We start from the raw sequence: 14,026 nt of genomic DNA, 5'->3' as shown, positions 1-14,026 counted from the left end.
GTTCGTTAAACAGGTTCTGTTCGAACGAACGCTCGACCAGCACGTTGCGGCCGGCACGCCGAAGGGGTTCCGGCGCTGCACTTTTCCCTGCATCACCTTTCCCCTGTCGCGCGGAAGGAACACTCGTGCACCTGCCCGAAGGATTCGACGTCACCCACCCCTCGACGTTCGAGGACGGCATCCCACACGCCCTGTTCGCCCAGCTGCGCCGAACAGCACCGATCCGGTGGAATCCCCAGCAACAGGGTGTGGCCGGCTACCTGGACGACGGATTCTGGGCGGTCTCGACCCACGCGCTCGTACAGGAGGTGTCGCGGCGGCACGAGGACTTCTCGTCGTGGGAGAACACCGCGATGGTGCGCTACGCCGACGACGCACCACGCGAGGAGATCGAGGCCGGACGCGCCATCCTGCTCAACAAGGACGAACCCGAGCACACCGCGCTGCGCCGCATCGTGGCCCGCGGGTTCACCCCTCGTGCAGTCGGCGCCCTGCGCACCGCCCTCACCGAGCGCGCACAGGACATCGTCGGTGCCGCAGCAGCATCCGGGTCGGGGGATTTCGTCGAACAGGTGGCGTGCGAACTGCCGCTGCAGGCGATCGCCGACCTGCTCGGCGTCCCCCAGGCCGATCGGCACCGGCTGTTCGCCTGGTCCAACACCATGACCGGACGCGACGATCCGAACGTTCCCGGTGATCCACGTGTCGCGATGCACGAGATCATGGGCTACGCGCACGGTATCGCCACCGAACGCCGCGCCTGCCCCGCGAACGACATCATCACCGAACTCGTTCGGGCACAGGACGAGGACGGTGCGCTCACGCCGGAGGAGTTCGGGTACTTCGTGATCCTGCTCGTGGTCGCCGGCAGCGAAACCACCCGAAACTCGATCACCCACGGGCTGACGGCCTTCCTCGACCACCCCGACCAGTGGGAGCGGTACCGCCACGAACGTCCTCGCACGGCCGTCGACGAGATCATCCGGTGGGCGAGTCCCGTCCTGTCGTTCCAGCGCACCGCGATCCGCGACACCGACCTCGGTGGGCAACGGATCGCGGCCGGTGACCGCGTCGTGATGCTCTACGCGTCGGCGAACTTCGACGAATCGGTGTTCGACGACCCTCTCCGGTTCGACATCGCGCGGAATCCGAACCCGCACGTGGGGTTCGGCGGGACCGGCGCCCACTATTGCATCGGCGCCAACCTGGCACGACTCCAGATCGGCCTGATGTTCGACGCGATCGCCGATCTGCTGCCCGACATCTCGACGCTCGGTCCACCTGTTCGCAGCCGTTCAGCATGGCTGAACGGCATCACCGCGTTGCCCGTCGACTACGGCGTCTGTCCCATGGCCCAACCTTCGTGAGGAGACCCATCGTGCACGATTTCACAGGTAAGACCGCGGTCGTCACCGGCTATGCGTCGGGGATCGGGGCGGCCACGGCCGCCGCGCTGACCGCGCGCGGTGCGACCGTGATCGGCGTCGACCGGATTGTGCCGGACTCGGCACCCCCAGTGGCACGCACAATCGTCGGAGACCTGTCGACGTCCGACGGGGTCCGATCGATCGCGGACGCCGTCGACGGTCCGGTCGACGTACTGATCAACAATGCCGGTGTCGCGGCGACTCAGCCGTGGCGAACGGTGTTGTCCGTCAATACTCTTGCGCCTCGGGACCTGACCCGGCTGTTGCTGCCGAAGTTCGGTGCGGACGCAGCGGTCGTCACGACAGCGTCGCAGGCCGGGTTCCAGTGGCAGCGGAACTTCACGCGGGCCGACGCGTTCCTCGCGATCGACGATTGGGATGCGGCACTGGACTCGGTCGCCGGTCTTCCCGACATCGACCGGCTCTGCTACGCGTTGTCGAAGGAGGCGGCGATCGTGTACTCGGGCGCTCTCGCGGTCGAGGGCAAGCAGATCGGGTTGCGGTCCAACACCGTGTCTCCCGGAACCGTGGGTACTCCCCTGCTCCCCGACTTCACCGCGACGATGGGGGCGGCAGTCATCGACGGTGCCGCCGCATGGACCGGACGGCACGCTGCCCCGGAAGAGATCGCCGACGCGATCGTCTTCCTCGCCTCCCCTGAATCGGCGTGGATCAGCGGTGTCGATCTGCCCGTCGACGGAGGCTACGGCGCCTTCGTCTTCCGCACCCTCGTCGCGCCCGCCCTCAGCGCAGCCCAGTGACCCCGACAGGAGATTCTATGAGCGCCGAACTGATCTCGATCGATCCCGCCACCCTCGCTGAGGTGGGGCGCACGCCGATCGCTTCCGCGCCCGATGTGGATGCGAAAGTTGCTGCTGCTCATGACGCGTTCGCGTTGTGGAAGCGGGATCGCCGGACACGTCGTGCCCTGTTGGCCGCCTGTGCGGACGCGTTGACGGCGCGGGCCGCCGAGATCATTCCACTGCTCACCAGGGAGCAGGGAAAACCGTTGTCGGACGCCGGAACCGAGGTGTGGCTCACCGCGCACTGCCTGACTCGGGCGTCCGAGGTCGAGTGGGCCGAGGAGACGGCCGGCCCCGACCTGACCGGACGACGTGTCACCGTCCAGCACCGCCCGCTCGGGGTAGTGGCCGCGATCGTACCGTGGAACTTCCCGCTCTTCCTCATGGCGGCCAAGATCGGGCCGGCTCTCGCAGCCGGGAACACTGTCGTCGTCAAACCGGCCGAATCGGTGTCTCTCGTGGTGTCGAAGGTCGTCGAGATCCTCCGGTCCGTGCTGCCGGACGGGGTCCTCGACGTCGTGACCGGCGGCCCCGACACCGGCCGGTATCTCATCGCCCACCGCAAGGTGCGCAAGGTGTCGTTCACCGGGTCGACAGCGGTCGGACGGCAGATCATGCGACAGGCCGCCGACACCGTCACCCCGGTCACCCTCGAACTCGGCGGCAACGATCCGGCGATCCTGCTCGACGATGCCGATATCGACGGCTCCGCAACCGCACTCGCCCATGGTGCTTTCTTCAATGCGGGACAGATGTGCATCGCCCCCAAGCGGGCATACGTCCCCGAACCGATGCTGGACGCGTTCTGCGACGCTTTCGCCGACCGGATGGGCTCGCTCGTCGTCGGCAACGGTCTCGATCCCGCCACCACGGTCGGGCCGCTGCACACTCGGACGCAACTCGACTTCGTCACGCAACTGCTCGACAAGGCCGTGGCGGGCGGCGCGACTGTCGTGCGGGGTGGCGGCGCGGGCACCGATCTACCCGGCCACTTCCTCGAGCCCACCCTGGTCCGCGGCGTGGACGACACCACCGATCTGGTGGCTCTCGAACAGTTCGGGCCGGTCTTCCCGGTGGTCGGTTACCGCGACGTCGACACCGTCCTCGGCACGCTCGACGATCAGGAGTTCGGGCTCGGCGCCTCGGTGTGGAGCGCGAACCTCGACCACGCGGCCCGCACCGCCGACCGCATCGATGCGGGCACGGTGTGGATCAACCAGCACAACGCCCTCGACGTCTCGCTGCCCTTCGGCGGCTCGAAGGGCAGCGGCTTCGGACGCGAGGGCGGCCTCGCCGGAGTCGAGGAGTTCCTGCACACCCGCGTGGTGGACGTCAAGCTCTGACCCTCGTGACGTTCGTGAAAGGAGTTCGATGACAGGCAATTCCGCTCCCCCGCACGGGGTGAACACCACGGTCACCACGACGGCCACCGATCTCACCTCGCTGCGACGGGATCTCGAACACTGGATCCGGATACGGCTCGGCGACCCGCACGCCCACGTGTCCGCGGTCCGGAAGCCGTCCGAATCGGGTATGTCCAGCGTCTCGGTCCTGTTCACCGTCGACTGGCACGAGGACGGCCGAGGCCACCGCGCCGACCTCGTCGCCCGACTGGTCCCGGAGGCGACGGCGCTGCCGGTGTTCCCCGACTACGATCTCGAACACCAGGCCGCGGTGATGCGGGACGTCGCGTCCCACGGGGCCGTGCCGGTGCCGCACGTCCGGTGGGTCGAGACGTCCCCCGAGGTTCTGGGCCGGCCGTTCGTCGTGATGGACCGCATCGACGGCGTCGTGCCGGTCGACAACCCGCCCTACGTGTTCGGCGGCTGGCTGTGTGACGCGACGCCCTCGCAACGGGACACCGTGCAGCACAGTTCGATCGATGCGCTGGCCCGGATCCACGCCCTCCCGATCCCCGACGTGTTGGATCCCGGCGACGTGAGCGCCGCCGAACTGCTGTGCCGGCACGTCGACGCCACCCGCGGCTACTACGAGTGGACCCGGCGCGAGGACGGCCTCCGGATCCCGGTGCTGGAGGACGGATTCGCGTGGCTCGAACGACATCGGCCGCGGGAACCTTCGGAGCCGGTACTGTGCTGGGGCGACTCCCGCATCGGCAACATCATGTACGACGATTTCCGCCCGGCCGCCGTCCTGGACTGGGAACTCGCCACCGTCGCCCCACGCGAACTCGACGTCGGCTGGTTCGTGTTCTTCCACCGGATGTTCCAGGACATGGCCGAACAGTTCGACCGGCCGGGTCTGCCCGACCTGTTCCGGCGCGCCGATGTGGTTGCCCGATATCGGGAGTCGTCCGGCACCGAGCTGCACGACCTCGACTTCTATCTCGTGTACGCGGCGATCCGGCACGGCGTCATCATGTCCCGGATCAAACGCCGCTCCATCCATTTCGGTGACAGTCCGGCGCCGGAGAACCCCGACGAGTACGTCCTGCACCACCGCATGCTCCGAAAGATGATCGACGACGAATACCCTTGGGAGGCGCAATGAACCCCGATCCGCTCGACGAGTACCCTATCCACCAGTCGCCGCTGTCCATGGCCCGCGTCGACAGCAGCGACCGAAACTTCTACGACCGCTCCTATTTCAACGGCCACGACCGCACAGGTGGCATCTTCTTCGTCACCGGGTTCGGCGCCTACCCGAATCTCGGGGTGCGCGATGCGTTCGTCACCGTGCGCCGCGGTACCGTCCAGCGGTCGGTGCGGTTCTCCGACGCCATCGACGCCCGCTCGATCGAGGCCGAGGTAGGCGGCTACCGAATCGAGGTCGTCAAGCCGTTGCACACCGTCCGGGTGATCTGCGAGCATCCCGACCTGTCTGCGGACATGACGTGGGAGGGTGCATTCCCGTCGGTTCTCGAGGAACACCACGTGCTGATGGCCGGTCCCCGGCCGTCGCTCGACGCCACCCGGTTCGCGCAGGTCGGCAGCTGGTCCGGCACTCTGAGCGTGGACGGCACCGACATCGCCGTCGACCCGGCCGTGTGGACCGGGACCCGGGACCGGTCGTGGGGTATCCGTCCGGTCGGTGAGCGCGAGCCGCTCGGCCGGCTGACCGACGAGCCGGTCGAGGGTTTCTGGTGGTCGTACGTTCCCCTGCGGTTCGACGACTTCGCGTTGATGATCATCGCGCAGGAGGACCCCGACGGGCATCGCACTCTCAACCACGCGACGCGGACGTTCCCCGACGGACGCGTCGAACAGCTCGGCTGGCCGCGGTTCGAGATCACCTACCGCAGCGGCACCCGCACCCCGGAACATGTCCGGATCCATCTCACCACCCCGACCGGAGAGCCCTTGGTGGTCGACATCGAGCCGCTCGGGTTCATCACCCTGCAGATCGGCTCCGGCTACGGCAGCGACCCGGAATGGAACCACGGCCAGTGGCGGGGACGCGGCTGGAGTTCGTCGAGCCTGTACGACCTGACCGATCCTGCACTCGCCCAGAGAGTTCCGAACGGCACCAACGAGCACACCGCGCGAGCGACGTGCGCCGGCGCCGTGGGGTGGGGCATGTTCGAGCACGGGGTCCGGGGCCGGCACGATCCGTCCGGGTTCGCCGACGGAAAGGTCATGGCGCGGTGACTGTTTCGACGATCTCCCGACGACGGCTCAGTACCGCACTCACCACGCTGGCGGCCGTGAGTATCCTGCTCGCCGGCTGTTCGAGCAGCGGCGCCGGTACCCCCACCGATGCGTCGGACGTGATGACCGGACTGGTGGGCCATCAGCCGGACGGCGGTGAACCGGTGGCCGGCGGCACCCTGTCGTATGCGACGTACAACGGTGTGAGCAGCCTGGATCCGGCGGACCGTCAGGACGGCGGCGCGACGGGCGGCTCGGAGATGGCGGCGATCTACGACCTGTTGATGCGGTACGACCCGGAAGCGAAGGAGTATGTGCCGCAGTTGGCGCAGTCTCTGACGGCCAACGGTGACAACACCGTCTGGACGTTGACGCTGCGGGACGGTGCGACGTTCAGTGACGGCACCCCGGTGGATGCGGATGCGGTGCGGTGGAGCATCGATCGGTATCTGCAGAAGAAGGGCACGCACACGCAGGTGTGGAACGTGTCGGTTGCGGAGGTGACTTCCCCGGATGCGTCGACGGTGGTGTTCACGTTGAAGCAGCCGTGGAACGAGTTCCCGATCATGTTCACCACGGGGCCGGGGATGGTGGTGGCGCCGTCGTCGATGGCGTCGGGCACGTTCGCTCCGGTCGGGGCGGGTCCGTTCACGGTGGAGCGGTTCGCGTCGCAGGACGAACTGGTCCTCGCGGCGAATCCGTCGTACTGGGGTGGGAAGCCGCATCTGGACAGGTTGCGGTTCCCGGCGATCGTCAGTGAGCAGGGCAAGCTCGACGCCCTGCATGCCGGTGACATCCAGGCCGCGTACCTGCGGGCGGCGGAACCCGTACACAATGCGCTCACCGCAGGCGACGTCGGCTACGTCTACACCGTCAACATGGGTAGCGTGTTCGCGTTGAACCAGCGTCCCGGACGCGCGTCCGAGGACGTACGAGTCCGCAAGGCGATCGTCGCAGCGTTCGATCCGGCCGTGTTCGACGCACGCGGTGAAGCCGGTCAAGGCATGCCCGGCAGCGACATGTTCCAGGACTGGTCGCAGTGGCACGGTGACGTGCCCGGCCCGAGCTTCGACCCGGACGCGGCGAGGAAGTATCTCGACGAGGCCAAGGCCGACGGCTACGACGGCAAACTCGTCTATGCCGGCCTGAACGAGCCCGGTGCGCAGCAGCGGGCCCTGACCGTCCAGTCGATGCTGCAGGCCGTCGGGTTCACCGTCGACATCGTGTACGCGTCGAGTATCAACGACCTCGTCAAGAGGATGTACGCACAGCACGACTACGACATCGGTGAGTCGGGGTTCAATGTCATCGACGAGTCACCGTTCACCCGGATGTACGGCAACCTGTCGAGTGCGTCGACGTCCAACGTCCTCAGCTACCAGAACTCGGAGATGGACGCCCTGCTGACAGACCTGCAGACCGCGACCACCGACGACGACCGACGCCGGGTCCTGGAGAACATCCAGACCCTCGTCGACGACACCGCCCCGATGGTCGTCGCGAGCGCCGGCAAGTACTTCATCCCGTGGAGCAGCAATGCCCACGGAATCACTCCCAGTTCCGACGGAATCATGCTGTTCGGGGATGCATGGCTCGCCCCCGGGCAACCGTCGTGACACCCCTCCCACGTGGCCGAATGTCACATGGGTTCAGCCCAACTGAACGCGTGTGACATTCGGCCACAGGGAGGTTCTACCCAACAAACCGCCCCGATCCCTGGCAGCATGGGAACGAACTCGACGTTCGCACGTGAGAAGGGGTATCACGCATGTTCAACGGGTTCCGGAAGTCGGCCAGGCTGAAGGTGCAGCGGGCGGTCGACGAGGTGGTCCGCGAGTCCGATCGGAAGGCGCGGATCGAGAACGAGAACCGCCACGACCAGATTCTCGCGGAGTTGACGGCGTACAACGGGGAGATGCTGCGGGTGCTGCGGGAGCTGGCGGAGGCCCGCGAGCAGGTGGCGGTACTCGGGCAGCGGCTCGACGACGCCGAGCAGCGGGTCCGACGCGACATCACGCACGCCCTCGACGTTCGGGCCGCCGACGAGAGTGCCCGGTTCGTGCTCGAGCACATGCCGACGGTGCCGACGTTCCGGGATCCGCACGACACGCTCCGGTACGGTCTCGAACTCGTCAAGGTCGACGGGCTGGCCCTCGAGTTCGGGGTCGCGAGCGGCACCACGTTGCGGATCGTCAGCGAGGCGTTGCAGCCCACCGGCCACGACGTGTGGGGGTTCGATGTGTGGACGGGTCTGCCGGAGGCGTGGCGGACCGGGTTCCCGGCCGGCGAGTTCGCGCAGCAGTCGCTGCCGGCGGTGCCCGGCGCCCGGCTGGTGTCGGGGCTGTTCGAGGACTCGCTGCCCGGTTTCCTCGCCGACCGTCCGGGCCCGGTCGCGTTCGCGCACCTCGACGCCGACCTGTACTCGTCGACCCGCACGGTCCTCGACCTCATCGGTGACCGGCTCGTCCCCGGATCGGTGCTGGTGTTCGACGAATACTTCAACTATCCGGGCTGGCAGAACCACGAACACCGGGCGTGGATGGAATTCGTCGCACGCACCGGTGTTCGCTTCGACTACGTCGCCTACACCGCCGACCACGAACAGGTGGTCGTCCTCATCCGCGAATAACCTTGCGGTGGACTACTTTCCGTAGAGACGGGCCCAGTTCTCACGGCTGGTGAGCTGGGGCATCGCCTCACGGAAGCGTCGCTGCGCTTCGGGACCCTCGTCGCGGAACTGCTTGAGTACCTTCGCGATCCAGTTGCCGATCTCCTTCGCGACGTCCTTGTCGCGGCGACGGATCCGCACCCCCGACTGCGATGCGTCGGTCACGACGGCGTGGTCGAAGAGGGAGACGTGCCACCAGTGTGCGTCCGCCGACGGAATGCTCGCGATGCCGTGCTGCGTGCGACCGAGCCACTGGGTTGCGGCCCGCTTGGCCAGCACCAGGTCGATCCGGCTGTTGTCCGGTTCGGGTCCCGCGATCCGGGTCACGAGGTCCGACGAGCGGATCCCCGGAATGGCGTCCGCCGGATGCTTGACGGTCTCGGGGAACCGACTGCGCTCCTTGCGGATCGCCCCGAGTACCGCCTGTCCACCGTCCTCGAGGACGCTCGGGCCGGCGAGGAAGTCCTCGATCCCCCGCAGCATCGTGTGCGCCAGGCCGTACTGCATCGACACGACGAACTGTCCGAGTTCACGGCCCATCGTCACGCTCAGGGCCTTGGTGTCGAAGTCGCTGTGCAGGGCGGCCACGATGAGCGAGTTGCGCACACTGAAGTACTTCGCCCAGTCGTCACGGTCCTTCCAATGGAAGTCCGCATGCCACACACCCGCATTCGGAAGCGTCACCGTAATGAAACCTGCTGCACGGGAACGGATTCCGTACTCGATGTCGTCCCACTGGAAGAACATCGGCAGCGGCAGCCCGATGCGCGAGACGACCTCGGCGGGGATCAGGCACGACCACCACGCGTTGTATCCCGCGTCGACCCGCTTGTCCTGACGCTTCTTGGTCAGGTTCGCGTCGTGCAGCGAGTTCGCCGCCCAGCGACCGGCCTTCAACTTCGACAGATCCGCTTCCTCGGCACTGACATGCAGGTTCTGCGGATTCATCAGGTACAGCATCTGTGCACCCACGAGCATCGGTTCGATCGTGACGTTGGCGAACGCGTTCATCCGCAGCACCGTTTCCGGTTCGCACAGGATGTCGTCGTCCATGAGGAGCACGTTGGCGTGCTCGTTGATCGCCGTCACCTCGTACATGCCGCGGGTGAAACCGCCCGCCCCACCGAGATTCGGCTGGCGCAGGTACACCAGCTTGTCGCCGAGCTTCGCGGCGACGGTGGTGAACAGGTCCCGGTCGGAGACGTGATCGGTGCCCTGGTCGACGACGTAGACGGCGTCGATGCCGGCCACCATCTGCTCGTCACCGGCGATGGCGGCGACGGTCTCGGCGCAATCGTCGGCACGGTTGAACGTGCAGATCGCGATTGCGGCCGGTCGCACCACTGCCGGCGCGGGCACCGTCCATTCGAGGTCACGCACCGCGAGCGGGCCGTCGATCGCCCGGAATTCCAGCCACAGCGATCCGCCGTCGAGGTACGCGTCGAGTGTCGCCGTGAGTGTCGTGGTGCCCGCCCCGTCGAGGTCTGCGGTCGCGACCGTCCGCACGTTGCCACCCGAATCGGATGCGCGCAGCAGGACGCGGGACGCACCACCGGCGTCGTACGCGAAGCTGATCTGTACGTCCCGGACGGTGGTCCACCGCTGGTAGTAGCTGGCGGCGAAACGTCCGAAGTAGGTGTCCGTGTCGATGACCGCGCCCTTGTCCAGGTGCACCGCGAAACGCTCGCGGTGCGCGGAGCCCGACACGATGCGGGCGTACATCTCGTCCTTGACGCGAGGGGTGGGGCCGGTGAACAGTCCTCGCTGTACTACCAGCCGACCCGACGTCGCATGTTCTCGGAGAGCGTCACGAACAGCTGCCGTGCTCCCTTCCACAGGCGCCACCGACGCAGACTCGTTCATAGTGCTCCTCACCGATTCCCCACGACAATCTCCGGTCGGGAGACGACCATTTCCGTATTTCGCAGAGTATCAATTGGAGGCTGTCGCCCCACGGCACGAGAGTCCGCGCCGACGCTGCACGAACCACACGACCGTCTGGAGCAGTACGACGACGAAGGCCGCGAGCGCGGCGGCGGAACCGAGTCGCAGACCCGGCGCCGCGTACTCGACGACCACGGTGTGTTCGCCGGCGGGCACGTCGACGGCGAGCAGACCGGCGGGTCCGTCGGGCAGGTCGACGGCGTGGCCGTCGATCGTCGCGGTGTATCCGGGCCATGCCAGCCGCGCGAACACGACACGTCCGGCGTTCTCGGCGGAGACCCGTATCTCTTCCCGGCCGGTCGACGACGACTCGGTCGTCACGGCGACCCCCGGGGACGACCAGGTGGCCCGGCCCGCCTCGGGCAGGATCTCGTCGCGCACCCACACGACCCGGATCGGGGTGTCGTAGACGACGTGCCAGCCCGGGGGTGAGGGACCCGCCGCGACGTCCGGCAGCAGTGCCCGCTGGATCACCAGCGTCGACACTCCCATCACGTCGATCAGCGGTGCGGGTGTGTCCGCGTCGGCGGGCTCCCACAACCGTGTGTACGCGTCGGCGCACGTGGCACCGCGGTAGTCCATGCACAGGTCGTCGGCGAACTCGGCGAACCCCATGCCGGTGTAGCTGGCGATCGAGTGCACGCCGGCCGCCCTCGGCAGATTCCCGAACAGGATCTCGCCGTTGCGCGCGTCTTCCGGCGTCGTCAGACCCAATGCTGCCAACTGGAGGACGGTGCCCCGGTATCCGGCGGTGCCCGCCGCGATCCGAGGCAGGTCGTAGGCGGGTACCGAGGTGGCGGGCGGCACCGGTGTACCCGCAGGCTTCGGTGCCGAAGCCGGGAACATGCTCGTCTGCAGGAAGAGCACCGCGGCGGTACCGGTCACGGCCACCACCATCGACGTCCCAGCCCCGGACCGCCGACAGGCGACGAGCAGCGCCGCGACGAGCGCTGCCGTCACGACGAGACCGAGCAGATGGGTGAGCGACTCGTCCGGCCGGACCGCCCAGGACAGGTAGCCGCCGGCAGCGACGATCACGGCAGTCGTGATCGTCCGGCCGCGCACCCGGTCGCGCGCGAGTCCCGCCGACAGCGCGAGCGCAAAGATCACTGCGCCGGCGAGATAGAGGTACTCGACGAGACGCACCGGCCACCGGAACAACCACACGTTCGACGGCGCGAGCGTCGCCGCCAGGTAGAAGCCGCCGACGACGAGGACGCTCACCGATCCGGTCAGCCGGGCACGCAGTTCACGCCAGCGGATCCAGGGCAGCAACGGCAGGACGAACCACGCGAAGTACGTGGTCGGGCCGGACTCGAGACGTCCACCTGCCCACGTCGACATGGACGGAAGATAGGTCGGGGAACTGCCCGCCGCGAGGTCACCGAGATCGGGAACCAGGAAGGTGTCGTTCGCGATCGCCGCCAACGAGTCACGGGTGGTCACCTCGCTGCTGCCGAGCAGTGGCAGGAATACGAGCAGTGCGACGGCGCCGACACACACGCCCATCACGACGACGTGCACGAGACGCCCGTAGCCGCGGGCGAGCAGCAGTTCCACCGCGACGGCGGCGAGCACGACGACGAGGCCGAGCGGCGCGTACGGGTTGCCGGTCGTCATCGCGAGGAACCCGAACAGGAACGGGACGAGCGGATTGGTCGCGCCCCGCGAGAATCGGCGGGTCGCCCACCAGAAGTGGGTGACCCACGTGAACGCCATGAGTCCGGCCGGCCAGCCCGATGCCTCGTACCAGAGCGTGAACCCGGACACCGGGATCGCGACGGCGACGACGACGGCGGCCCACCGCCGGGCACCGTATTCGCGGGCCAGCAGATAGACGCCGGCCCCGAGGATCGCGAGGATCTCGACCATCACCACGAACGAGGCGATCGACAGGTTGTCGAACATCGAGGCGACGAGAAAGTTTCCCCAGTTCAGGGGGTTCCAGATCCCGTCCAGCCCCTCGGCGGCGAAGTTGCCGCCCATCCAGCCCGACGGGTCCATGACCGGCCACTGCCGTTCCCGCAGACTGTCGCCGAACATGTGCCACATGGGCGCGAACTGCTCGTGCTGGTCACCGACGTAGTAGAAGAAACTCCCCCGCCACTGCGCGATGGAGGCGATCGCCGCGACGACGAGTCCGACGCCGATCGCGACGGCCCAGTCCGGTAGCCGCTCGTTCCACCGGCCGAGCCGCGACCCCGGGGCAAGGGCGGGGTCAGGGTTCATCGGCTTCCTCCGGCATCGGCGGCGACCGTCGACGGCGTCCGGTGCGTCAGGATCCGACGCGACAGCAGGAACGTCACGGGAATCGCAGCAACCGCGGCGATGAGTGGCGCGATCCGGTCGTCGACCCCGAGGAACGTGACGAGCAGGATCATGCCGACCGTCGTCACGATGTAGTTGGTGGCGTTCGTGAGCGGGAAGAGCAGGAACTTGCGCCATGTCGGTGTCGTCCGGAACGTCCAGTAACAGTTGAGGAAGAACGACCCGACCATCGAGATCGCGATCGCCAGCAGATGCGCCGCCAGATATGGCACGACGGTGTTGAAAGCGAGATAGAGCGCGTAGTAGACGCCGGTGTTGATCACCCCGACGATCCCGAACCGCAGCAGGTGACGCATCACGAGTGCTCTGCCCCCCGGCCGCCCGGCTCGGTCTCGGCGACCAGGAAGTGCGGCCGCTGTTTGGTCTCGTAGTAGATCCGTCCGACGTACTCGCCGATGACGCCGAGGAACATCAACTGCAGACCGCCCATGCCGGTGATCGCGGCGATCAGGGTGACATAGCCGGGGGCGGTCACCCCGTGCACGAGCGCGGCGATCACGAGAGCGATCACGTAGACGAACGACACTGCCGTCACCACCGCCCCGAGATAGACCGCCAATCTCAAGGGCGCATTGTTGAACGACATGATGCCGTCGATGCCGTAGTTGACGAGCCGCCGGAAGCTCCACTTGCTCTCGCCGCCGCCCTGGCGTGCCACGTTGTGGTAGTCCACCGTGGCCGTCGGGAACCCGATCCACGAGAACATGCCCTTGGAGAAGCGGTTGTACTCGCGCATCTGCAGCAGGGCATCGACGGCACGCCGGCTGAGTAACCGGAAGTCTCCTGCACCGTCCTGCATGTTCACGTCGACCAGCGCGTTGACGAGGTGGTAGTACAGCCGCGACAGCATCGTGCGGCCGAATGCGTCGCCCTCCCGGGTGCGGCGGGCGACGACCTGGTCGTAGCCCTCGCCGTGCAGGCGGAGCATGTCGAGCAGCAGGTGCGGCGGATGCTGCAGATCGGCGTCCATGATCACGACGGCGTCGCCGCGCGCGTACCGCAGCCCGGCGAGCATCGCCGCTTCCTTGCCGAAGTTGCGGCTGAAGCTGACGAACCGGCAGCGGGGATCGCGCGCGTTGATCTCCCGCATCAACCGCACCGTGCCGTCCCGGCTGCCGTCGTCGACGAGAACGAGTTCGACATCGACATCGGCGGATTCGAGTGTCCCCAGTACCTGCCGGACCAGTTCCTCGAGGACGTCTTCCTCGTTGTGGCACGGCACCACGACGGACAACAGCATTCGACTCT

Annotated in this window: 11 protein-coding genes; 7 read left to right on the top strand and 4 right to left on the bottom strand. The window is 67.4% G+C overall.

Annotated features, from left to right (window positions below):
• Positions 1–125: 125 nt before the first annotated feature.
• The 7 genes from Q5696_RS01355 (at position 126) to Q5696_RS01325 (ending at position 8,467) form a co-directional block, all read left to right on the top strand.
• On the top strand, positions 126–1,367 hold the full coding sequence (locus tag Q5696_RS01355) for a cytochrome P450 (protein ID WP_305093460.1): 1,242 nt from the start codon (positions 126–128) through the stop codon (positions 1,365–1,367).
• Positions 1,368–1,378: 11 nt separating this feature from the next.
• Complete coding sequence (locus Q5696_RS01350) at positions 1,379–2,188, top strand: SDR family oxidoreductase (protein WP_305093459.1); 810 nt, start codon at positions 1,379–1,381, stop codon at positions 2,186–2,188.
• Positions 2,189–2,205: 17 nt separating this feature from the next.
• A complete protein-coding gene (locus Q5696_RS01345; RefSeq protein ID WP_305093458.1) occupies positions 2,206–3,573 on the top strand; it encodes an aldehyde dehydrogenase family protein in 1,368 nt (455 codons plus the stop codon).
• Positions 3,574–3,601: 28 nt separating this feature from the next.
• Entirely contained in the window at positions 3,602–4,741 is a 1,140-nt protein-coding gene (locus Q5696_RS01340) for a phosphotransferase family protein (protein ID WP_305093457.1), read from the top strand.
• Entirely contained in the window at positions 4,738–5,838 is a 1,101-nt protein-coding gene (locus Q5696_RS01335) for an Rv3169 family protein (RefSeq protein ID WP_305093456.1), read from the top strand. Before Q5696_RS01340 ends, Q5696_RS01335 begins: the two co-directional genes overlap by 4 nt.
• Complete coding sequence (locus Q5696_RS01330; RefSeq protein WP_305093455.1) at positions 5,835–7,454, top strand: ABC transporter substrate-binding protein; 1,620 nt, start codon at positions 5,835–5,837, stop codon at positions 7,452–7,454. Before Q5696_RS01335 ends, Q5696_RS01330 begins: the two co-directional genes overlap by 4 nt.
• Positions 7,455–7,606: 152 nt before the next feature.
• A complete protein-coding gene (locus tag Q5696_RS01325; protein ID WP_305093454.1) occupies positions 7,607–8,467 on the top strand; it encodes a class I SAM-dependent methyltransferase in 861 nt (286 codons plus the stop codon).
• 12 nt (positions 8,468–8,479) lie between these two features.
• On the opposite strand, the gene Q5696_RS01320 is transcribed toward Q5696_RS01325, so the two are convergent.
• From Q5696_RS01320 to Q5696_RS01305, 4 genes are all read right to left on the bottom strand, one after another.
• Positions 8,480–10,369: a glycosyltransferase gene (locus tag Q5696_RS01320; RefSeq protein WP_305093453.1), complete on the bottom strand. Its 1,890-nt coding sequence runs from the start codon at positions 10,367–10,369 to the stop codon at positions 8,480–8,482.
• A 69-nt stretch (positions 10,370–10,438) separates the two neighbouring features.
• A complete protein-coding gene (locus Q5696_RS01315; RefSeq protein ID WP_305093452.1) occupies positions 10,439–12,679 on the bottom strand; it encodes a hypothetical protein in 2,241 nt (746 codons plus the stop codon).
• A complete protein-coding gene (locus Q5696_RS01310) occupies positions 12,676–13,074 on the bottom strand; it encodes a GtrA family protein (protein ID WP_305095094.1) in 399 nt (132 codons plus the stop codon). The genes Q5696_RS01315 and Q5696_RS01310 overlap by 4 nt, the downstream gene beginning before the upstream one ends.
• A complete protein-coding gene (locus Q5696_RS01305; protein WP_305093451.1) occupies positions 13,074–14,018 on the bottom strand; it encodes a glycosyltransferase family 2 protein in 945 nt (314 codons plus the stop codon). Before Q5696_RS01305 ends, Q5696_RS01310 begins: the two co-directional genes overlap by 1 nt.
• Positions 14,019–14,026 lie beyond the last annotated feature (8 nt).

It is taken from the genome of Prescottella sp. R16, assembly GCF_030656875.1.
GTDB lineage: Bacteria > Actinomycetota > Actinomycetes > Mycobacteriales > Mycobacteriaceae > Prescottella.
The sequence above is the reverse complement of the archived record's forward strand: the minus strand, read 5'-3'. Positions and strand labels throughout refer to the sequence as shown.

Coding starts and splice junctions, on each gene's coding strand:
- Q5696_RS01315 (WP_305093452.1), bottom strand. CDS start 12,679: ATGAACCCTGACCCCGCCCTTGCCCCGGGGTCGCGGCTCGGCCGGTGG.
- Q5696_RS01325 (WP_305093454.1), top strand. CDS start 7,607: ATGTTCAACGGGTTCCGGAAGTCGGCCAGGCTGAAGGTGCAGCGGGCG.
- Q5696_RS01305 (WP_305093451.1), bottom strand. CDS start 14,018: ATGCTGTTGTCCGTCGTGGTGCCGTGCCACAACGAGGAAGACGTCCTC.
- Q5696_RS01320 (WP_305093453.1), bottom strand. CDS start 10,369: ATGAACGAGTCTGCGTCGGTGGCGCCTGTGGAAGGGAGCACGGCAGCT.
- Q5696_RS01335 (WP_305093456.1), top strand. CDS start 4,738: ATGAACCCCGATCCGCTCGACGAGTACCCTATCCACCAGTCGCCGCTG.
- Q5696_RS01310 (WP_305095094.1), bottom strand. CDS start 13,074: ATGCGTCACCTGCTGCGGTTCGGGATCGTCGGGGTGATCAACACCGGC.
- Q5696_RS01345 (WP_305093458.1), top strand. CDS start 2,206: ATGAGCGCCGAACTGATCTCGATCGATCCCGCCACCCTCGCTGAGGTG.
- Q5696_RS01340 (WP_305093457.1), top strand. CDS start 3,602: ATGACAGGCAATTCCGCTCCCCCGCACGGGGTGAACACCACGGTCACC.